This window comes from Streptomyces sp. NBC_00154 (assembly GCF_026342835.1).
Taxonomy (GTDB): Bacteria; Actinomycetota; Actinomycetes; order Streptomycetales; family Streptomycetaceae; genus Streptomyces.
On record NZ_JAPEMI010000002.1, the window covers coordinates 1,199,690 to 1,220,417 of the forward strand.

General features: G+C 66.5%; 15 protein-coding genes and 3 pseudogenes. 10 read left to right on the forward strand and 8 right to left on the reverse strand.

Annotation, left to right across the window (positions count from 1 at the left end):
* Window positions 1-17: 17 nt before the first annotated feature.
* Both OHA03_RS41960 and OHA03_RS41965 read right to left on the reverse strand, forming a co-directional pair.
* Window positions 18-995 carry a hypothetical protein gene (locus OHA03_RS41960; RefSeq protein ID WP_267009193.1) on the reverse strand — a complete coding sequence of 326 codons (978 nt, stop codon included), beginning with the start codon at window positions 993-995 and terminating at the stop codon, window positions 18-20.
* Window positions 992-1,648: a hemerythrin domain-containing protein gene (locus OHA03_RS41965; RefSeq protein WP_267009194.1), complete on the reverse strand. Its 657-nt coding sequence runs from the start codon at window positions 1,646-1,648 to the stop codon at window positions 992-994. Before OHA03_RS41965 ends, OHA03_RS41960 begins: the two co-directional genes overlap by 4 nt.
* A gap of 73 nt (window positions 1,649-1,721) precedes the next feature.
* Between OHA03_RS41965 and OHA03_RS41970 the strand changes: the two genes are divergently transcribed.
* Together OHA03_RS41970 and OHA03_RS41975 are read left to right on the forward strand one after the other, a co-directional pair.
* A complete protein-coding gene (locus tag OHA03_RS41970; protein ID WP_267009195.1) occupies window positions 1,722-2,348 on the forward strand; it encodes a TetR/AcrR family transcriptional regulator in 627 nt (208 codons plus the stop codon).
* 161 nt (window positions 2,349-2,509) lie between these two features.
* Window positions 2,510-2,744, forward strand: a pseudogene (locus OHA03_RS41975) (ISL3 family transposase); the annotation flags it as partial.
* Window positions 2,745-3,714: 970 nt separating this feature from the next.
* Here the strand turns inward: OHA03_RS41975 and OHA03_RS41980 are convergent.
* On the reverse strand, window positions 3,715-6,747 hold the full coding sequence (locus OHA03_RS41980; protein ID WP_267009196.1) for a S8 family serine peptidase: 3,033 nt from the start codon (window positions 6,745-6,747) through the stop codon (window positions 3,715-3,717).
* 210 nt (window positions 6,748-6,957) lie between these two features.
* Between OHA03_RS41980 and OHA03_RS41985 the strand changes: the two genes are divergently transcribed.
* The 5 genes and pseudogenes from OHA03_RS41985 to istB all read left to right on the forward strand — a co-directional run bounded on the left by OHA03_RS41985 (window position 6,958) and on the right by istB (window position 11,990).
* On the forward strand, window positions 6,958-7,332 hold the full coding sequence (locus OHA03_RS41985) for a hypothetical protein (protein WP_267009197.1): 375 nt from the start codon (window positions 6,958-6,960) through the stop codon (window positions 7,330-7,332).
* Between the two features lie 1,098 nt (window positions 7,333-8,430).
* Window positions 8,431-8,604: pseudogene (locus OHA03_RS41990) on the forward strand (helix-turn-helix domain-containing protein); the annotation flags it as partial.
* 155 nt (window positions 8,605-8,759) lie between these two features.
* Window positions 8,760-9,293, forward strand: a complete 534-nt coding sequence (locus tag OHA03_RS41995; protein WP_267009198.1) for a helix-turn-helix domain-containing protein — start codon at window positions 8,760-8,762, stop codon at window positions 9,291-9,293.
* A 598-nt stretch (window positions 9,294-9,891) separates the two neighbouring features.
* Window positions 9,892-11,172, forward strand: a complete 1,281-nt coding sequence (gene istA / locus OHA03_RS42000) for an IS21 family transposase (protein ID WP_267009199.1) — start codon at window positions 9,892-9,894, stop codon at window positions 11,170-11,172.
* Window positions 11,172-11,990, forward strand: coding sequence for an IS21-like element helper ATPase IstB (gene istB, locus OHA03_RS42005; RefSeq protein ID WP_267009200.1), 819 nt, complete (start codon window positions 11,172-11,174; stop codon window positions 11,988-11,990). The genes istA and istB overlap by 1 nt, the downstream gene beginning before the upstream one ends.
* A 49-nt stretch (window positions 11,991-12,039) precedes the next feature.
* On the opposite strand, the gene OHA03_RS42010 is transcribed toward istB, so the two are convergent.
* The 4 genes and pseudogenes from OHA03_RS42010 to OHA03_RS47930 form a co-directional block, all read right to left on the reverse strand.
* Window positions 12,040-12,519, reverse strand: coding sequence for a sigma-70 family RNA polymerase sigma factor (locus OHA03_RS42010; protein WP_267009201.1), 480 nt, complete (start codon window positions 12,517-12,519; stop codon window positions 12,040-12,042).
* A 492-nt stretch (window positions 12,520-13,011) separates the two neighbouring features.
* Window positions 13,012-13,333 (reverse strand): annotated as a pseudogene (locus OHA03_RS42015) (transposase); the annotation flags it as partial.
* Between the two features lie 97 nt (window positions 13,334-13,430).
* Window positions 13,431-13,661 (reverse strand): hypothetical protein, encoded by a 231-nt coding sequence (locus OHA03_RS42020; protein WP_267009202.1) that lies wholly within the window; start codon window positions 13,659-13,661, stop codon window positions 13,431-13,433.
* Window positions 13,658-14,053 carry a hypothetical protein gene (locus tag OHA03_RS47930; protein ID WP_323181380.1) on the reverse strand — a complete coding sequence of 132 codons (396 nt, stop codon included), beginning with the start codon at window positions 14,051-14,053 and terminating at the stop codon, window positions 13,658-13,660. The genes OHA03_RS42020 and OHA03_RS47930 overlap by 4 nt, the downstream gene beginning before the upstream one ends.
* Window positions 14,054-14,241: 188 nt before the next feature.
* On the opposite strand from OHA03_RS47930, the gene OHA03_RS42030 reads away from it, so the two are divergent.
* Window positions 14,242-14,529 carry a hypothetical protein gene (locus OHA03_RS42030; protein ID WP_267009203.1) on the forward strand — a complete coding sequence of 96 codons (288 nt, stop codon included), beginning with the start codon at window positions 14,242-14,244 and terminating at the stop codon, window positions 14,527-14,529.
* A 1,126-nt stretch (window positions 14,530-15,655) separates the two neighbouring features.
* Here the strand turns inward: OHA03_RS42030 and OHA03_RS42035 are convergent.
* A complete protein-coding gene (locus OHA03_RS42035; protein WP_267009204.1) occupies window positions 15,656-16,447 on the reverse strand; it encodes an AIPR family protein in 792 nt (263 codons plus the stop codon).
* 42 nt (window positions 16,448-16,489) lie between these two features.
* Here OHA03_RS42035 and OHA03_RS42040 point away from each other — a divergent pair, with 42 nt between their 5' ends.
* Together OHA03_RS42040 and OHA03_RS42045 are read left to right on the forward strand one after the other, a co-directional pair.
* On the forward strand, window positions 16,490-18,043 hold the full coding sequence (locus tag OHA03_RS42040; protein ID WP_267009205.1) for an IS66 family transposase: 1,554 nt from the start codon (window positions 16,490-16,492) through the stop codon (window positions 18,041-18,043).
* 308 nt (window positions 18,044-18,351) lie between these two features.
* Window positions 18,352-20,727 carry a preprotein translocase subunit SecA gene (locus OHA03_RS42045; protein WP_267009206.1) on the forward strand — a complete coding sequence of 792 codons (2,376 nt, stop codon included), beginning with the start codon at window positions 18,352-18,354 and terminating at the stop codon, window positions 20,725-20,727.
* The last annotated feature ends 1 nt before the right edge of the window (window position 20,728 follow it).

The window sequence follows — 20,728 nt, forward strand, 5'->3', positions numbered from 1 at the left end:
ACTTGCGCGGAGCAGCACTAGACCACTGGGCCGGGGGCGGCGAGATGCTGTAGGCGGGCGGCCGTGCCGTCGCGACGGGCACGCCATAGCCCGTACTTGGCTAGCAGGCCATTCGAGACCGTCAGGAGAGTCTTGTACGGTGGCGCGGCCAGGCCCTTGGAGGTATGGGGGGAGTAGAGGGCGCCTTCATCGGTGACGGTCAGCCAGCCGGTGAGCGTTCGCATGCCCAGCCCGACACACTGAGGCTGGAAGGCATGGGCGAGGAACCCGGCCCGCCGCCCGCCCGGCGGCAACAGTCCGGAGGGCACATCAAGGTGCAGCCCCGCATCGTCGTGCCCGGTGACCCTCACGGGGAGAATCACAGGGAAGCCGTCCGCGCCTCGGTAGGCGAGCACCCGGTGCGGCAGTCCGCTGATCTGGCGCGCGACCGCGGGGACCTCGACACGCGGGCCCGTGCCGTTCTTCGGCGGCTTCTGCTCGATTGGCGCCTCTGGCCAGGTGGCGCCAGTGACGGTCATCGCATCCCGGGCCGCCAGATCGGGCCAGACGGTGACACGCTCGATTTCGACGTCGACGAAAACACGCTCCTGGTGATACTCGCGCAGCAGCCAATCCCATACCGGCCCGCGCTTGGTCTCCCCGAGGAACGGCTCGGAAGCCCGCATCAACTCCGCCAGGCGCTCAGGTGACGGGCGCAGGTCGACCGATGCTGCGCCCTGTGCGAGTACGTAGGCGTTACTTGAGGCAAAGCCGTGCTCGCGCGTGTGGTAGGCGAGCGACACGTGCGGATCCCGCAGGATGCGCTCGAGTTTCTTCGGGAAACCGAGCGAGGTGGTGAAGCCGACACGGCCCACCCTCCGATCTCCGAGGCCTACTGGCGAAACACTGGTGACCACGGCACCGCCGGCCGGGGTGACATAGGCGACCGCAACGGTGAGGTCACCCCTGATCACCGCGTCTGCCGCATCCGGCCACCTGACCGTGGCAGAGGTCATGAGCCAGTCCCGCGGAGGATCTTCAGATCGTCTGTTGCCTGGGTACGCATGGCGGGGAGCAACGGGCGCACCGGCTCCGGCAGGCCCGCGAGCACCAGTTCAACCTCCGCGGGCGTGCCGACCTCATCGAGGAATCCGACCATCAGGTGTCCGGCCACGGGCGGCGTGGTCGAGATCACCCGCTGCGCGAAGTCCTTCCATTCCGCAGGGCTGACGTGGTCGCGGAGTGCGGGGAAGAGGATCGGCTCTTCATGGGTCAGGTGGTCATGCACCGTGTCACGTACTGCGACGGCCGCGTCGTGCAGCGCGGCCCGGATTCCCTCACTCGTGGCGCCCTCACCATGGCCGAGGTCCGTGGCGGCCAGCCGGTCGAGAGCGGCGTCCAGTCGTTCGTGCTCCTCGGTCAGTGCGTCGAGCTCGTGTGCCGTGGCCGGCGCTGCCGCGACGATCCGCGGCCACAGGTCGTCGTCCTCGGTCTCGTGGTGATGGCGCAGGTTCACGACGAGGAAGTTGCGCAACTGTGCCAGTGCGCTGAGCGGTACCGAGGGGCGAACGGCCGCCTCGGCCAGCAGGGTGGTAGCCACGCGGTGGACCCCGTGGGCAAGCCGGGTCTCGATGACCGCCGTGGACTCGTTGAGGGAATCTATCGTCATGTAGGAGACAATATTCATTAGATAGATGCACTGTCAATATGGTCACCTACTGTAGAGGAGGTAGAATGCGACGGTGACCACCACCCGGAAGTACAACTCACCCCGCCGCGCCAACTCGGCAGCCGCCACGCGTGAAGCCATCCTGAGCAGCGCACACGCACTCTTTCTGGCCCGCGGGTACGCCGGGGTCACCATCGGGGAGATCGCGGAGGCAGGAAAGGTCGCCGTGCCAACCGTGTACAGCAGCGTGGGCAACAAGCCGGGCATCCTGACGGCCCTGCTAGAACCGGCTCTCACGGACCCGGCTATTGCCAGCACCCTTGCCGCAGTTGAGGCCAGCGACAACCCACGTGCTGTGATCGAGTTGACCGCCGAGGGCACCCGGCTTACGCACGAACGCCACTGGGAGCTCGTGCATGGGCTCTTCTATCGAAACCCGCCCGGGGAACCGGCCGTTAAGGCGGTTCTTGACAGGGGGGCGGACGACTACGTCCAAGCCCTGACGCGCGTGGCCGATCGGCTCGTTGGGCTCGACGCACTCCGTGCCGAGGTCAGTCGCGCGAAGGCCATCGACCTACTCTTGTTCTACCTCGGTCCGCATGCGTGGATCACGCTCGTTGGCGAACGTGCCTGGCCGTTTGATCGCGCCCAGACCTGGATTGCTCATTCGGCCTGCCAGGCACTCCTGAAGGACTTCTGAGCCCGAAGGTGTGACCGTCATGGAGTGCGAGGATAAGTTTGGTTCTGCACGTCGTGGCAGCGTTGGACCCGGTGTAGACCTTGTGTACTGCGGTGATCAGGTCCTGCGGATCGTTGAAGGCCTAGTCTGCGGTGAGCGCAAGCGTCAGATCGGCGCCCGCAGCCTGCCCCGAGATGACCGAGATAGCCCGCTTCGTTCGGGAGTTCGCTGTTCTCCTCACACCTATGCCTCTGGTCTTTCCCACCTGCTTCGCGAACGGTCTCGAACTCGACCGCGCCACAACGGCGGTTCCCCACCACCAGATGCACCGAGGGAGTCCATACGCGGACCAAGAGGATCACGAGAGAGGTGCACGGCAGAGGCCCTGCTCCGCCCCTGCGTCCTCCGCCAACGTAACCACCGAGTACGGGACAGAGCCGTTGGCTGGACACAGCCGGACAGCGTCTCCGCTGAGGGCAACGGCCGCCCACGCAAAACGCTCGGCTGGAAACCCGAGCCGAGCGCCTGCATAAGCTGATTGCGGCCTGGCACGACCACGTGGTGCGCCGATCCGAGAATTAGCCGAACCGACGGGCGTCACGGAAGTTGGGAGTTTGGCCGGAGTAGGGCTTCTATCTCTGCTGAGCGAGGACATCCCGCAGCATGTCAGCGATCGTGGCGCGAGCCAGCTCTTGCTGCATCTGCTCCTCCAGTCCGCTGTACACCTGCTGCAGAGCCGGCCGGATTCCGAAACCGATCGGGCAGTCGGGGTTTGGCGGAGTGTGGTGCATCCCATTTGCCACCAACACGCAGGTCGAGCGCGAGCGGCGATCCCCAGCCAGATCCGGTCATGTTGCGCTGGGGTGTCCAGCTCGTACCCGAGGTTGCAATGCGCCGCCCAGTTGCCCGGTTGGATGTGCCATGTCCGCGCGGCGCTCTTTTTCGCGAGGGCGCGCGTCCGTGCGTTGTGCACGTGTTGTGCTGGTGCGGCGGTCGGCTCGGTGACCCGTCATGGTTCCTCGATCCGGGCGGCGGCGAGGGTTCATTCGTCGTGTGCGCCGAGGAACTGGGGCCGTACGCGCGGCGGATGGCGCGCCGGGCGTCCTGGTGGTTGTCGAAGTCAGTGTGTACGGCGACCAGTCGAGTTCTGGGCACCGCGCATGTAACAACCCCGCATGCCCCCCTTGGAGACCTTGCTGTCCGGCCTGAGTGCCCTTCACCGGGCGGGGGAGCGGCGCGTCGCTGCACTCGCGCGGATGCTGCGGTGCGACGGCGAGCGCGTCCCGGCGGAATTCGGGTTAAACGCTTGGGCCCCGCCCGGATCCAGGCTCGACACCCGGGCGGGCCGCGGTGTGCAGTCCCGCCCGGGTGACGGGCTTGAGAGTGGCTACTTCAGCCCGAAGGCCCGGGTGATGCTCTGGGTCACACTGTTGCCCTGGCGGTCGTGTGCGGAGGTGCGCAGGGTGGCGTACGCGGTTTTGGCAGGGGCGTGGAGTGTGGTCTCCCATCCGTCACCGCGGTGGGTGAGGGATGCCTTCTGCCAGGTGGCGCCGTCGTCGTAGGAGATGTCGAGTGTGAGGGCGCAGATGGCCTTGGAGCTCGGCCCTCCAGGGAGATGGGAGGGAGTGACCACGAGTTCGACGTTCCGGCGTGCCTTGCCCGAGGTGTCGGTGTCGACCTTGTAGTCGAGCTGGATCAACGGCAGGACCGCGGTCGTGCCGGGCTCACCGGCCGCCGAAGTGAAACCCCACTCGGTTCGCGTGCTGGTGGAGTACGGGTTCGCCCAAAAGCCCCGGGAGTTCTCCGAGACGAGCCGGTAGGGAAGACGCTTCGGGTCGAGTCCCGCGACCGCGATCCAGTCGGAGTAGTACTGGCCCAGGGTTGTGTCTCCCTGGTACAGCGTCACCAGATTGTTGACTCCCGGGTTGCCCAAGGTGGTGCCCACGTGACCGCCGCCGGAGTCGCCCCAGCCCGGGACATTGGCGTAGATCTCGTCGTCGGTTCGCCGCTGTACCCCTGTCTGGTTGTCGAGGCGCGGGCGCTGGATCGGGCCGAACCAGTGGAGGCTGCTGGTGCTGCCGGCCTTGTAGCGGAGCGTCGCGGAGGACTCCTGGACCTCACCGGGGATCTGGGCCCGCTCCAGCCACTGGATGTCCGAGTCGGCGGAGACCCAGTCGGTGCGATCACCCTGGGCGGGAGCCTCGTGAAGGAAGGATGCGCTTTGTGCGATTCCCTGCCAGATGTCCGAGCGGTAGTCGGACGCCCGGTCTGGCCGGTGATTGCGGAAGGAGACGTCAACGCGGGCCAGGTCGTCCTTCTCCGGCCGGTAGGTCGGGTCGGCGGGTACCGCGCCTTCGTAGTGACGGACAAGGTCGTAGAGGTAGTCCGTGATGCGGCTGGAGTCCAGGGTCAGCGGGGTCCTACCGTGCCGGATCCGGGCGATCAGCTCCTCGCCCTCGTCCTGGGTGAGGGTGGCCACCGTGACAGGCGGCGGAGAGGCGAAGGACTGCACCGCGCTGGGCCAGGGTTGCAGTCGGCCCACTCCGTCGTTGACGACCAGCAGCAGCCGGGCACCTGCCTGGGCGGCCGCGGCCGCCTGTTCCCCCAACGTGACCGTGTCGTTGCGGCGAACCACGACGATCTTGCCCTGAGCCTGGAGCCCGGCGTAGTCAGCCGCGGCGCCCTGCCCGGCGAGGATCGTGCCGAGGGTCATCCGTCTATCGGGAAGCGGTGCCGCGCCCCGCTGGACCCTGAGGTCGTCGAAGCTCCGGTTGTCGGAGGCCACCGTCAGTGCGGGCTCCTCCTTGCGCCAGCGTACGCCGAAGGCGAAGTCCCCCTTGGTGACCTTCTTGCCGGTGGGCAGCACCCACATGCTGTCGTACCCGGGCGTGGAGGGGTCCAGAGTGCCCGATGTGAAGTGGTCGGAATCGAAGGCTCGGTAGATGTCCATGCGAACCTCGGAGTCGGTTGTCTCCTTCGGGACGATGGCCTTGACCTGACGGGCCGCCGAGGCGTCCAGCATCACCTGGCGATCCCGGTCCAAGATGATCTCAGGAGCGCTCAGCATGGCTTTGCCCAGGGAGTGTGGACCGTGCGTGCCCTGCACGTCGGCCTTGAGCCACACGGCGTACGTGCCGACTGGCATCCGCACGGCAACCGTGCCTGACTCATCGAGCTCGTACTGGTGGAAGATATTGCTTCCCGCCACGGTGAGTTGCCCGGAGAGCGGCTTGCCGGCGCGGTCCTTGGCGGTGACCGAGAGGTTGTAGCGCTCGGCCTCCTTGCCGACCCCGATGAGGGTGTGGGCGACGACCTTTCCGTCGGCGCCGAAGGCATTGATCACGCCGCTGAAGTGGCTGTCCAGGGGGGCGTGGTCCAGGTCGGCCGTGAGCGTGACCTCGCTGGTGCCGTGCGCGGGCACGGTGACCTGCGTGGCGGACAGGGTGAATAGATTCTGGGGTGTATCAGGGGCGTTGATGACCAGATTGAGTGTGACCGGGGCGTCGGCGATGTTGGTGTAGGTCACCGTCTTGTCGCCCTTCTCGCCGGGTTGGTGCGGCCAGAGGTGGTAGCCGGAGTAGGCGCTGCCGGTCGCGAACACCGTGTCCCGCACAGCGGCCGCGACGTCCAGGCGGCCGGCGCCGGCCTCATAAGGGGTGTACTGCGGGGTGGCCTTGGCGGAGCTGATCAGGGCGTCCTTGAGTTGCTGGCCGGTCCAGTCCGGGTGCGCTGCGGCGAGCAGTGCGGCGGCTCCCGCGACGTGCGGGGCGGCCATCGAGGTGCCGCTCATTGTCCGGTAGTGGCCATCACCCTCGGAGAGGTGCGAACGTGCCGCGAGGACGTCGACTCCCGGCGCGGTGAGTTCCGGCTTGAGCCCGTAGTCGCCTGCGCGCGGACCCTGGCTGGAGAAGTCGGCGAGCTGGTCCGAGGTGTCCACGGCGCCGACGGTGAGCGCGGCGTCCGCGGCGCCGGGCGAGCCGACGGTGTATGGGGCACCGCTGTTGCCTGCCGCGATCACGAAGAGCGCGCCGGTCTCCGCGCTGAGCCTGTTGACGGCTTGGCTCATCGGGTCGTCGCCGCTGGAGGGGGCGCCACCGAGACTCATATTGATGATCTTGGCGTGCTGGTCGCGGGCGGCCCACTCCATGCCCGCCAGGATCCACGACTCCCTGCCGTGGGCGCCGCAGCCGAGAACATCGCACGTTGTGCCGAGCACCTTGCCGATGTGGAGCGTGGCGCCGGGGGCGACGCCCTTCTCCTTGCCGTCGGAGGCGGCGCCGGTGCCGGCGATGGTGGAGGCGACGTGCGTGCCATGGCCTGAGTAGTCGTCGAAAACGCCCTCGTCGGGCACGAAACTGGCCGCGTCGGCGATGCGGTCCGCCAGGTCCGGGTGACCGGAGTCCACGCCGGTGTCCAGCACCGCGACGTCGATGCCCTTACCCGTGTTGCCTGCTTCCCATATCTCCGGGGCGCCGATCTGCGCGGTGGTGTCGGCCAGCGCGGCCTCGACCTTCCCGTCCAGCCAGACCTTGGCGATGCCATGGGTGAAGGAAGGCCGGGGGCCGCCGATGGCGCGTTCGGTGCCTCGCGCACCGGTCCTGCCGGTGAGCCCGGACCAGAAGTTGCCCGCTTGGTCGCGCTTTTCGGTCAGCGCGGCGCCCCGGATGCTGCTGAGGGTGCGGACTTTTTTGACTCCGGCGGGGAGTGCCTGGGCGCGGGCGGCGCTGCTGTTGCTGTCGGTATAGCTGACGAGCAGAGGGAGATGGTTGGTGTGCGCGTCGTCGTAGCCGTCGGCGAGAAGCCGCGTGACATTGAACAGACTCTTGTCGAGGAGCCCGGCGGAGACGTACGGCAGGGTGGAGTCGGGATAGACGTAGGTGTCTTCTCCGACCTTGTTGATCTCGAAGTCGATGCCTTCACCTTCTGGTCCCTTGACCTGTCTGGTCTCGGTGCCGTCGGCGGTGACGGTGACGGTGTCCCCGGTGATCAGAGTGACGGTGCGTAGCGATCGGGACGGGCTCCAGCGGCATCCGACATGTGCGTCGTCGTCCCGGGATCGGTGGCCGACGCGGTGGCCCCCGACGGCGGGACGACCGTCAGGATCGCCAGGGCAGACCCGAGAGCCATCAGCTTCGATCTTCGGGGGATTGGGGTTGGCAAAGGGAACTCCTTTTAATAAGTGGGGAACAGAACACCCAAGATCGTCAATTCGCGCTAAACAAGGCGCTGTTGTGTGTTGTCGACCGAGGTGGCACGATCGGCTGCCCCCATGATCACCGTGTTGTCGACGGTGCTACCGCTCACGGTGGTACGGATAGTGCAAAGTTAAAATGTCCGAGAGTTGGCCGGCACGCGACCTTCCGGACAAACGGGTCGCAGAGCCTGACCTGGAAGAAGACCTACGCGCAACACTCGTTGATGGGAGCCGTCAATTACGGCCCGAGTGGGACCGGGGAGCCGGTCGCAGCTCAGCGTGGGGAACGCCGGCCCGAACACCGCGCCGACCAATCGAGGCTGCCCATCTCGCCCTGGCTCAGAGATCCCTCCGCGCTATCGGTGGGGGCGGCAGACGCTGATCCGAGCGGGCTCCCGGGCGGCACCCGTGACTTCGTCGCCTGGCTGGCCCGGCGAGGACGGTGGCTGTCCTACTCCGCCAGCATGACCGTCACTGACACGATCCATCAGAACGTCCTGAAGATCACCGCATCGGCCTGGACGCTGGTCGTCGAGACTGGTGGTGAGGTCTGTGACGGTGCCCCTGGGGCGCCGAACTGGTTGGTAACGTCCCTGTCGGCTGGCCACAGGTGGCTGCCATCCATCAGGCAGCCTCATCCCGGGCCCAGTTGAGGATCACGGACGCGGACGGCATGCGGGTCACCTGCTCCGCCGTCAACGCCCCGCCCGGCCGATCGCTGCTTACCAGTCCACTTGCCCAGTTCACGACACCTGGCCAGGTCGCAGGCTAATTGCGCCACGACCTCGCCGCCTATTGGGTCGAAGTCACCAATGCTGGAGGAGCGGCGGTTTCCCCTTTACCCCCGTCGACGAGAGCTGGGTATGTTGCGGTGGCAGCTGGGGTAGGCGCCGGCCCAGATCGCGAGGAGTGTCTGGAGTTCGCGGAGGACCTGGCAGAGGCGAAGAAGGAACCCTCCTCAGGGCGCAAGGAGCCGGAGTCCGTGAGATAGGGCGCTGGCTGGGCAGTGCTCCGTCGACGATTTCCCGCGAGCTTCGTCGTAACGCGGCGACCCGCGGGGGCAAACTGGACTACCGTGCCTCGGCCGGCAGTACGAATGGAACCCCGGTGCAGGGGCCGGAGACGGGGTGGCGTACACCGCTCTTTCTGATCACGCTGCGTATGTGCGGCGGAGCTCAAGACGGTGGTTCTCGGCGATCAGGCAAATTGCTGATGCCGGCCAAGGTTAGCCTTGACCCATGTCGATAGAAGCCGCTCACTTGGAGGGACCCGCAGCTGACCGGGACAGCTGGGTCGCCGACCGTTGCTCACTCGAACGTGCCGTCAGCGCGATCGGTAGTCGTTCCACGATGCTGCTGGTGCGGGAGGCGTTGTACGGGACTCGGCGTTTCGACGACTTTGCACAGCGGACAGGTCTTTCGGAGGCCGTTGCTGCCTCGAGGCTGCGTGAACTTGTGACTCTCGGCGTCCTGGAGCGTCACCCCTATCAGGAGCCTGGTAGACGTACCAGGAACGAGTACGTGCTCACAGGAATGGGCCGTGACCTGCTTCCCGTTGCTTTGGCCTTCCTTCAGTGGGGCGACCGCTACCTCCTCGATCCGGCCGGGCCGCCACTTCTCTTCACCCATCAAAGCTGCAGTGCAGCGTTGAGTGCAAACGTTGTGTGCGACGCTGGCCACGAGGTGCCGCTCGAGGAGGTCGAGATCGCATTTGCTCCAAACGCGTTGGAGTACAGCGCAGCGGAGGTGGAGCGGGGTAGGGCAAAGGCGTGAGCGGTGCTGACCACTGCTTCCGGACCGGCGCCCTATGACTTGCGCAACTGAAGAGGCACTCGCAGGGCACTCTGGCAGCTTAGGGGGTGTGTGCCGCATGCACGTGATCATCTCTGTCTCATGTTGCACATTTCGTACCTCCGGCAGGTGATTCGACCTTGCATGTTGGCCACACGGAGTGAGGGCGTGATGGCTGCTCTGCAGGGGCATACCCCAGGGGCCATATGTGGCGCTGGACTGGTGCTGGAGCCCCTGGGGCGCCAGCACAGTCGGCGGTCCTGTTGCTCAGTCCGGGCTACACAGCGGGTGCGGCCCGACCATGCAGCCGGGAACTGTGAAAGCCGACTTGGATCTGGCTCTGGAGGGATACCGACCGCAAGGTCGGTGGGTGAGCGGAGGGAAGCGGATGCTCTTGGTTACCGGCCCGCAGTGATAGCCCGGGTGTGCAGAGACTTCAGGGCGTAGTGCTGCCGCGACTTCACTGTGCCCGGCGGGTGTCGGCGACGGGTGAATCGTGACCCTCTGACGGCGGATCAAAACTGACCCATCTCGTGGTCTTCCGACCAACCTGATCTTGATCGAAGGTCAGGAGAAGAGGGTGATTTCCGTGGAGGACTGGGCAGAGATCCGCAGGCTGCACCGGGCCGAGCAGATGCCGATCAGGGCGATCGCCCGGCATCTGGGTATCTCGAAGAACACTGTGAAGCGGGCGCTGGCCACCGACCGGCCGCCGGTGTACTCGCGGCCGGTCAGGGGCTCAGCGGTCGACGCGGTCGAGCCGCAGATCCGGGAATTGCTGAAGCAGACTCCGACCATGCCCACGACCGTGATCGCCGAGCGGATCGGCTGGGAGAAGGGCATGACGGTTCTCAAGGATCGGGTCCGCGAGTTGCGTCCGGCCTATCTGCCCGTCGATCCGGTCTCCCGCACGACGTATCAGCCCGGCGAGCTGGCCCAGTGTGATCTGTGGTTCCCGCCGGTCGACATCCCGCTGGGCTATGGGCAGAGCGGACGCCCGCCGGTCCTCGTGATGGTCTCGGGCTACTCGCGGATCATTGCAGCACGGATGCTGCCCACCCGAACCACCGGCGACCTGATCGACGGACACTGGAAACTGCTGACCTGCTGGAACGCGGTCCCACGGATGCTGGTCTGGGACAACGAGGCCGGCATCGGCCGCGGCAAGGTGACCACCGACTTCGCCGCGTTCGCGGGCCTGATCGCCACCAGAATCTATCTCTGCCGGCCTCGTGATCCAGAGGCGAAAGGGCTGGTGGAGAGGGCCAACGGCTACCTGGAAACGTCATTCCTGCCCGGCCGGACCTTCACCGGACCGGACGACTTCAACACCCAGCTGACCGCCTGGCTGAACATCGCCAACCGGCGTCAGCACCGCACCCTGGGCGCCCGCCCGATCGACCGGTGGGAGGCCGACCGGGCCCAGATGCTCGCCCTGCCGCCCGTCGATCCGCCTCGCTGGTGGCGCTTCGCCACCCGCATCAGCCGCGACCACTACATCCGCGTCGACACCTGCGACTACTCCGTGCACCCCCTGGCCATCGGTAAGAAAGTCCAGGTCTGCACGGACACCGACGAGGTCATCGTCACCCTCACCCCCGGCGGAGCGGAAGTCGCCCGCCACCCGCGCTGCTGGGCCAAACAGCAGACGATCACCGACCCCGTCCATGCCCGCGCTGCGGCCCTCCTGCGCGGCGACTACCGCCATCACCAAGCCTCCCGAGCCCTGGCCGCCCGACAGACAGGCGCCGCCACCGCCGCTGACCTCGTCGAGGTCGAACAACGTCAACTCGACTCCTATGACCGCATGTTCACTCTCATCGAGGGCGGCGGCGGACACGACGAGCCGGAGGTCTCCTGATGTCACCCACCACCACCAAGGCCAGCCCCGGCAAACCCCAAACCGGCCGTCAGACCGCCGCCGACCTGTCCTTCCTGACCCGGGCGATGAAGGCCCCGGCGCTACTGGACGCCGCCGAGCGACTGGCCGAGCGCGCCTTGAAGGAGACCTGGACGCATACCGAGTTTCTGGTCGCCTGCCTTCAGCGAGAGGTTTCCGCACGCGAGTCCCACGGCGGCGAGGCCCGCATCCGGGCCGCCCGCTTTCCCGCGATGAAAACGATCGAGGAACTCGACGTCACCCATCTGCGCGGCATAACTCGCCAACAGCTCGCGCATCTGGGCACGTTGGACTTCATCGCCGCGAAGGAGAACACCGTTTTCCTCGGACCGCCGGGAACCGGGAAGACACACGTGGCGATTGGGCTGGCGGTCCGTGCCTGCCAGGCCGGCCACCGCGTCGCGTTCGCCACCGCCGCCGAATGGGTCGACCGCCTGGCCGCCGCCCATCACGCCGGACACCTCCAGGCCGAGCTCACCAAGCTCAGCCGCTATCCGCTGATCGTGATCGACGAGGTCGGCTACATCCCCTTCGAAGCCGAGGCTGCGAACCTGTTCTTCCAGTTGATATCGAACAGATACGAGCGAGCGAGCGTGATCGTCACGAGCAACAAACCCTTCGGACGCTGGGGAGAGGTCTTCGGTGACGAAACCGTGGCCGCAGCCATGATCGACCGCCTCGTCCACCACGCCGAGGTCCACTCCCTCAAAGGCGATTCCTATCGCATGCGCGGCCGCCAGCTCGGACGCGTCCCCACCGCCACACACGACACTGACTGAACACCAGAAACCAGACCCGGTGGGTCACGATTCGACCGCCCAAACTGGGTCAGGATTCAGCCGCCGCCGACAGCGGGACTCCGAGGATCTCTGCCGTCTCCTGTACGGTCCTACCCCATAGGTACGTGTGCACCAGTACTTCTCGGTGTTCTTGGGACAACTGACGCAGCAGACCCCTCACTTGGATGGAAGTCAGTACGGCGTCGGAGTGGTCGACCTGTGCCGCGTCATGGTGTTCAGCACCGACCGTCTCGTGGCGAAGGCGGGCGCCTCGGACCTCATCGATGACCAGGTTGCGAGTAACAGTGAGCAGCCAACCGCGAACTGACCCCTGGTTGCCGTACAGCCTGTCGGTATGTTCCCAAGCCCGGATCAAGGTCTCCTGAACGATGTCCTCCGCCGTGTAACGGTCACGCAGTAGGCGCTCGGCATACGCGAGCAAGGTCTGAGCGTGATCGGCGACCAACCGGTGGAGCAGGAACCCGGAGCGCGCTTCCGGCAGGGATCCAACGGCGGTGATGACAGTCACGGCTTTCTTTGCCTTCGGTGACCGTGACGTGCCATGCATCTGCAGCCTCCAAGAACGTGAACCCCGAGCAGGTCATTTCAGGCAGCGGTTCAGCTCGGCCACGAACGCCCCCTGCTCGGCGGCTTTCGACAGGCCCTCCCCATGACCTGAAGCGTGACTAGATGCTTGGGTGAGCGCCCTGATAATGGGCCGGATCCGGCTGGCCCGATGATCAATAGCTGGGCATGGCGTCGTCTGCGCTGCCACCACGCAGAATTGTGAGATCTCCTGCCTGGGGTGCAGCCCGTAAACGGCATCACCTGAAGGCGAAGCCGCGGCTGGCTCGCAGAACGGGCAATGCCGCCGCCCACCTGACTGTGACAAGCCGCAGTCAGCAGAATACTGGCCTGACTCTGACAGAGGCAAGTCAGGGTGGATATGGGCGGCGTCAGGTAGCCATAGTCCTCACATGGCTACCTACTGTGGTTGAACTCGTGATGTCATCTGCGGTGATTAGGGGTTGATCGTCAGTCCCGGTTCGGTGAGGCAGCCGTCTATGTGGTGGCTGCGGTACTGGATGCGCCGCAGGCCCGCTTCGGATTCGTTGCATGAGGTGTTCCAGCGTGGTGAAGGCAACGTTGGAGAGCCAGCCGCGCCGCAGTAGGGACCGGATGTCTTCGACGGGTTTGAGATCAGGTGCGTAGGGCGGCAGGTAGTAGATGGTCAGTCAGGCCCGGATAGCGACGAACTCCTCGAGATCTACGGCCTTGTGGACATTGAGGTTGCTCCAGACGAGGACGATCGGCCCGCCGAGCTGGGCGTGGGCGGCGATGAGAGGCAGTCCCAAGATCTCGTCATTGCCAATGAAAGAGCGCACGAGAGGTCGAGCCGGCGCCCTGATGGTCGGGAGCGCGAGCGTCACGGCCGACTATTCAGACTGCGACCTTCTCATCTGTGGCCTTCTCGCCTGTCGGCCCTACGGCGAACCATGTTCCGCCGATGCCCTGGCCGTTGAGATCGCCGGGCCTGGTGTCACCGGCATAGTGATAGACAGGCCAACCGCCGACCGTAACCTGTATCCGGCCGTCCTGGCGTCGGATAGCCCCGATCTGCTTGGGGTTCACTCCGGCCAGATAGACGTTGCCGCCCTCTGCGACCGTCACGGGGGCCACTGTCCGGCGCAATCGTCATTGCAGGCGCTCTGCGATGGGCTCGCGGTGTCGTTGTCGAAGCGATACAGCGCCGCCTGGTTGATGTTGATCAGGTGAGGTGAGTTCAGCGGAGGCGAGGTCACCGCGGACAGCTGGACCCACTTGGGCGGAACCTCCTGCGGAACGGCACCGACCACCGTGCCCCCCAGTGCCGGTCCTACCGTCCTTGGCAGCCGTTGTGTCGACCACCTGCAGTGCGGTGTTACCCGCGGCTGGACGGGACGGCGCCTCCGATGCGGGCGCCGATGCAACCGGGCTTGAGTTGTCACTGATCGCGATGCTCTTGCCGCAGGAAGCCAACCCTGACGCGGCGCAGATAACAAGCACGGAAGCGACAGCGGCACGGCGTAGCGGTCCGCGAGCCCTGGTGGGGGAGATGAGGCGGGGGAGATTCACACACCGCACATGAAATTGAGGGGCGGTAGGTTCACCACCTCGCGCGAGATGTTGCACTCTTCAGCCGGGCCGGTTGAACGAAGCGTGGGCATGCAGCGTGTGTAGAACGCGATCAACACCAGAGCAGGAGATCCAGATGACTCAGGCCCTCAATATTTCCGAAAGTGAACAGAAGGCTGTGGACAAGATGGCTTTGCACACGAAGTCACTGGCAGAGGGCGCGACGCCCGCGCAGGGTTCGCACCCGCCCCGTGTCGCGGCCAGGCCCGGCATCGAGGCAATACGTGAGAGGACGGCTGGGTACCAAGTGAAGAGACAAGCACAAGGCGCCAGGACGGCGCCGAGCGGCGGTGTACTGGCGGCCCTCGACAAGATTGCTCAGAACACTGACGAGCACCGGGACGACCGGCAAGGTGGCCGATGAGCACAGCACAGTGCTTCCTGTTCGATATTCCTGAGACCTGGGACGAAGCCGACCTCAGTGGCGAAGAGCTGGCCAAGGCAGGCCAAGGCGCTGGCCACCACCGACGCTCCCCGGGAGAACGCCCTCATCACCGACATGTTCCGTCAGGGCCGCGAGCTCAACAGGGCGGCACGCTGATGGTCTGCGGGGGAGTGTCAGTTGGGCATCGTCATCTGAGTGTCAGTGGTACAGGTTCAGTGACCTGGTGGTTGGTGCTGACGGGTGGTGCTCACCTGTTGCTGACATGAGTGACGCAGGGCCATGTCATTCTCACGCAGACCGCTATAGCGGATGCAGAGTTTGCGCTGGTCAGAGCGTGAGTTCCATGCTGTGGAGGTGGGCCCCGTCCGGTCGGTGGCGCGGAACGTATCCAGCACGGTTAGCCCTGGCAGCCAGCGACTGGTACGTGGACGGCGGCAGCGACAGTGCATGATGGCTCTTGCGCGTCCAGGCTGGCTGGTGCCGGGGCTGCAGCGGCCGGGTTGTTGGGGCGGCCCGGCGAGGTCAGTTCGGGGGAGGGCGGTGGCGTGAGCCGAGACCGCATGTCGGTGAGACCCCGTAGGGGGACAGTCCACGTGATTGATGTGTCCGTGAAGCCCTCCAGGGCATTCGCCCAGTGGTATTCCTCTTCGACCGCGAGCAGGCACGGAAGGACACGAGGTACTCAGCCGGCCGCGACCGCAGGTGCCGATCCAGCACCTCACGGAACTCCGCGATCGTGCCAGCGCAGTCCGCCAGCAGATCATCGCAGCCGTGCCGCCCGGCCGCGCGTTCCATGATCTTCCCGGCCAGGGCACGCGCCTTTGCGGTTGCCTGGCGCGAGGCGCGGCATGGCGGCGAAACTGGCCGGGGAAACAAGGTCATGCTCCAGGACGAGCTGGCAACCCAGCTCCTTCCACGCTTCAGTGTCGTCCTGGCGCTCCACCCGCTCCAAGAGCTCGGGAACGCGATCAACCTCGAATCAGCAGTCGTGCATCTATGCCCAGTTCATTACCTGGGCATTGAACCTTCCCAAGGCGGCCAGGAGCGACCCGGCCTCCCACCTCTGTTGCGGCGGCACCTTCGCGACCCGTCGGACACGCCCTGACTAGTGCTCGATGTGGAAGCGGCTTTGTGCGATGACGGATTGGCGGACCCGGTTGGTGAATTCAGGGCTGCGGGCGATTCGGTCGACGCCGCCGGCCTTGTTGCTGCGCAGGGCGGACTTGAAGTTCTGGTCGAGGAGCCCGGTCATGCGTTCCATGAGGTCGGTGTCGAGATGGTCGAGGTCGATGTTGAGGAGGTCGCGTGTGGTGGGCTGCCGTAGCCGGGTGAGGGCGTAGGCCGACACGCCGGCGAGTGCGTAGAGCCAGTTCTCGACGGTTTCTCCCAGCAAAGGCCGGTCCTCGGCGTACTGGATCAGGAAGCGGCGCAGGCGGGTATGCACGTCCAGCGTGAGGCGGTAGAGGTCGAGGTCGTGCTTGGGGGAGAAGATCTGGATGTAGTGCTTGTCGTCCAGCAGCAGGGCTTTGGAGTGCCGCAATGCCGTGTGCAGTTCGCGAAGCGTGAAGGCGGTGAACTCGCGTGCCAATCGGGCCATGCTGACGACCTGGTCGAGAGGAAAGCCGAGGTTGCGGTAGTAGCCGGCCCGGCGTTCATAGTGGTAGCCGCCACCATGGGCAAGGCTCTCCTCGATATCCTTCTGGATGGACTCCGTAGCCCGCAGCGCCCCTGCGGGTAGCTGTGTCTGACTGTTCGTGGCGCGGATGATCCTGTCCCGTGTGGTGCCTGCCTCCGGCGCGACGACGATCTTGACCAGCAGAGACCTGTCGAGGCAATCATTCAGTAGGTAATCGGAGCGTGACGGTGGCTGCCGTGATGTGACGGTCCGTGAGTGCATGGTGCGTGAGGCGCCGGTCGTCCGGTGTGGTTGGATCTTGCTGTGTCCGAGCTGGAGTCGATGACTCGTGACGAGCTGGTCGTGCTCGCACGTGGTCAGGCAGCCCGGTTCGATGAGCAGGCAGTGGTGATCGCCCGTCGGGATGCGCAGATCGCCGTCATGGCCACGCAACTCGCGGACCTGATGGACAAGTTCGAGCAGCAGGCCCAGGAACTGGCGAGGCTCCAGCATCTGCACTCGCGCAACAGCTCCAACTCCTCGATGCTGCCCTCGAAGGACGACGGCCCCGGGAATACCCCGCCACGCAAGGAGCGCCGGGCCAAGCCGGGTGGCCGCAGCAGGGGCAAGCAGAAGGGCGCGCCCGGCACCGCGCTGCGCTGGCACGAGGACGACGCGGTCGACGATCGGCTCGACCGCTTCCCCCAGGGGGCATGCGCCTGCGGGGCGGACCTGTCCGATGCGGTCGACCTGGGCGTGGTCGACCGCTACCAGCAGCACGAGATCCCGCTGGTGACGGTGACTGTCACCCAGTACGACCAGCACGCGGTGGCCTGCTCCTGCGGCCGCACCCACACCGCCGAGCGCCCCGGGGGCGCCGGATCCGGCCGCTGCGGGTACGGGCCCAGCCTGCGCGCGTTCGCGGTCTACCTGCTGGTCGTGCACTTCGTGCCGGTGCACCGGGTTCGCGAGATCCTCACCGCGCTGACCGGCGCCGAACCCTCCATAGGCTTCATCCACGCCCTGCTGGCGCGGGCCGCGTCCCTGCTGGCGACCTGCGACTTCGTCGTCCGGACCCTGATCACCCTCGCCTTCCCGCTGTGCTGCGACGAGACCCCGCTGAAGGTCGGCCCGGCCACCCCGGCCGAGGGCAAGGTCGAAGCCAAGGGCTACCTGCACGTCGCCTGCACCGAGCTCTACACCCACTTCCAGCTCGGCGACCGCTTTATGAAGACCTTCCGGCAGTTCGTCTACCGCGACCTGGAACCCGACGCGGTCATCGTCCATGACCGCTACCAGAACTACGACAGCACTCAACTCGGCGCTCTCAACAACCAGTTGTGCCTGGCCCACGTGCTCCGGGACCTGGCTGGCGCCGTCGAGCTCTACCCCGAACACGCCTGGCCCACCCAGATCGCCGACGAGCTGCGCGAGCTGATCCACCGGGCTAACCAGGCCCGGGGACGCGGTGAGCAGGCTCTGCCCGCGCGGATCAAGCAGGTCGCACTGAGGGGCCTGCGGCACGCCGTGCGCATCGGCCAGGCCCACACCGCCACGCTGGAGGACATCCGGCCCGGCGCCCGCAAGGCCCGCCTGCTGCTTCAGGCCCTCCGCGAGCGCGAGGACGACTTCCTGCGCTTCACCACCGACCTGCGCATCCCGCCGACCTCGAACCAGGCCGAACGCGACCTGCGCCCGTCCAAGATCCAGGAGAAGGTCTCCGGACGGCTGCCTCACCTCGACCGCGCCAAGGACCGCTACCTGATCCGCGGCGTGCTCTCCACCGCGATCAAGCACGCCGTCAACCCAGTGACCGTACTCCGCGACGCCTTCACCGGCATGTTCTGGCTACCCCCGGCAGCCACCGCCCCCGCGTGACCACCCCGCCCCCGCGCTCATTTACCTACATCTTGAGGATCCTCTCTGCGTTCGTGGCACACGGTGTAGCTCTCCTTGAGGGAGTGATGTCGGGTCGGTGGAGGTTGGGGGACGGAACCTGCCAGAGCATGGACGACTTGGTCATCGACACGCACCCTATAAATATCTACCTGGCGCACAGGAAAGTCGTCTGGTCGCGTAGGGGCTGACCTACGGGCCTCCCCAGAGGCCGGTTTCCCACTGGATCTGTCGCCGGATTGGTTGCCCGAGTACCGTCGGTGTCCTGTGGTCGGAGTGACGAGGGCGGAATGGCTGGGATCAGCTGGCTGCGGCCAGGTCGGAACAGGACAGCAGGCGCGCGGATACTGGAGCACAGCCGCACGGTGGTCGCTGCGGCGAACGCCCTGGAGGCCACGGTACGGGCATACACCGACCAGGGCTTGCGCGCATTTGCCGACGAGCTGCGCCAACGCCACTGCGACGGGGCCACGTTGGACGCGCTGCTGCCCGAAGCGGCTGCGGTGGTCCGTGAGACCGCGCACTGCGTTCTCGGCCTCCGCCTGGAGGACGTGCAGCTCATGGGCGGCAGCGCGCTGCACCTCGGCTCCATGGTGGAGATGAGAACCGGCGAGGGCAAGACGCTGACGATCACGATTCCGACGTTTCTGCACGCCCTGTCAGGGCGGGGCGTCCACGTCATGACCGCGAACGACTACCTGGCCGAGCGGGACGCGGCCCTGACCGAGCCGGTCTACCAGGCGCTCGGGCTGACCTGCGGACTCGCCGTCCGACCGGCCCATGGCAATCCCGTACCGGCGGAGCGTCGCGCCGCCTACGCCGCCGACGTCACCTACGGGACGCCGTACGAACTGGCCTACGACTACCTGCGTGACACCCGCGTCTGGTCCAGTGACGAGACCGTGCAGCGCGGCCGGCACCTGGCCGTCGTCGACGAGGCCGACCTTCTCCTCTTCGACGAGGCAGGCGCCTCGCCGGTGCTCTCGCGCAACGTGGCTGGCACCGATCCGGCCTACGCCAAGATGACGCCCGTCGTCCAACGGCTCCGTCCCGGCCTGCACTACACCGTCGACCCGGCCCGGAAGTTGGTCACCCTGACCGAAGCGGGAACCGAGCGGATCGAGGACCTGCTCGGTGTGGCTGACCTCCACCGGACAGCGGGCGCCCGTCTCCTGCGCACACTCGACAACGTGCTCCGGGCCAAGGAGGTCTTCCAGCGCGACCGGGACTACCTGGTCGAGAACGGTGCCGTCGAAACCCTCAATACGCGCACCGGCCGGATCACGGCCAACGGTGCCTTCGGCGGCGGGTTGATGCAGGCGATCGCCGCCAAGGAGGGACTCCCGATCCCACAGGAGGAGGAGAAGCTCGCCACCGTCACCCTGCATGGGTTCCTGCGCGGCTACGAGCAACTCACCGCGATCACCGGTGTCGCCACTGAGGCCGAGGCCTACCGGCGCGTCTACGGGCTGGAGACCGTCCGGATACCGACCCACAGGCCGGTCAGGCGCGTCGACCAGCCGGCCCGGTACTACCCGGACGACCGGGCTCGGCTCGATGCCGCGATCGGGCTGACGGCTGCGCGCCGCGCCGCCGGACAGCCGGTACTACTCGGCACCGCGTCGATCAACCAGTCCGAGCAGGTGTCCGCCGCGCTCACCACCGCAGGCATCCCGCACACGGCTGTGAGCGCGAAGAACCACATCGAGGAAGCGGAGCTCATCGCGCGGGCGGGGCGCGTCGGAGCGGTCACCGTGGTGACCCGGATGGTCGGGCGTGGTGTGGACATCCGGCTCGGCGGCGACGACCCCGCCGAGCACGACGCGATCGTCCGAAGCGGCGGCCTGTTCGTCCTGGCCCTGGACCTCTACGAGACCCGGCGGCTCGAACTGCATATGCGCGGCCGGGCCGGCCGCCGGGGCGACCCCGGCGAGTCGGCGGTGTATCTCGCAGTGACCGATGAGTCACTGGTGAAACTGGTCGGCCCCAAGCACATAGGGATGCTGGCGAGCATCGCTCGCGACCCGAACAACCACTCGCGGCTGACCAACTATGCGTTGGAAAGGGCACTCGACAACCGGACCGCGATGCAGGTGGAGCAGTTGAGTGCCTCAGTGCGCTACGACGACGTCGCCCAAGGACAGTTCGACCGGATCTGTCGGCAGCGGCGCAACCTCCTGGAGGGCGGCAACGTACGCGAGTGGGTACGAACTGCCATCGACGACGTAGTGGGACGGCTCACCGCAGCGTCGCAACCGGGGGCGGAGGGTGCCGAGCAACTGCGCCGGGCCCTCGCCGACCTCTACCCCATCAGCATCAGCACGGTGACCCTGGCCGCGCTGCGGGGCGACGATCTCACCGCGAGGGTGCGCGCCGACGTGCGGAGCGCCTACGAACGGCGGGAGGGCGAGCTCACCGCTCCAGTGCTGGAGGAGCTGGAACGCCGCGTCCAGGCGTCAGTCACCGACAGGTGCTGGCCGGAACACCTCCAGGCGCTCGCCGACATGAGTGCCGACACCGCCCTGTACTCCCTGACCGGCAGCGACCCCCTGGCCCGCTACCAGCTTGAGGCTGCACGGCAGTTCACCGAGCTGACCCGGCAGATCGAGCAGGAGACCGTCGGCTACCTGTTCAACCTGGAGGTGACAGCTGAACCCGCAGAATAGA

Bases quoted from the DNA above. Each gene is read 5' to 3' on its own strand.
- OHA03_RS41960 (WP_267009193.1), bottom strand. From the start codon at position 995: ATGACCTCTGCCACGGTCAGGTGGCCGGATGCGGCAGACGCGGTGATC.
- OHA03_RS41965 (WP_267009194.1), bottom strand. From the start codon at position 1,648: ATGACGATAGATTCCCTCAACGAGTCCACGGCGGTCATCGAGACCCGG.
- OHA03_RS41995 (WP_267009198.1), top strand. From the start codon at position 8,760: ATGTCGATAGAAGCCGCTCACTTGGAGGGACCCGCAGCTGACCGGGAC.
- istB (WP_267009200.1), top strand. From the start codon at position 11,172: ATGTCACCCACCACCACCAAGGCCAGCCCCGGCAAACCCCAAACCGGC.
- OHA03_RS42030 (WP_267009203.1), top strand. From the start codon at position 14,242: ATGACTCAGGCCCTCAATATTTCCGAAAGTGAACAGAAGGCTGTGGAC.
- OHA03_RS42035 (WP_267009204.1), bottom strand. From the start codon at position 16,447: ATGCACTCACGGACCGTCACATCACGGCAGCCACCGTCACGCTCCGAT.
- OHA03_RS42045 (WP_267009206.1), top strand. From the start codon at position 18,352: ATGGCTGGGATCAGCTGGCTGCGGCCAGGTCGGAACAGGACAGCAGGC.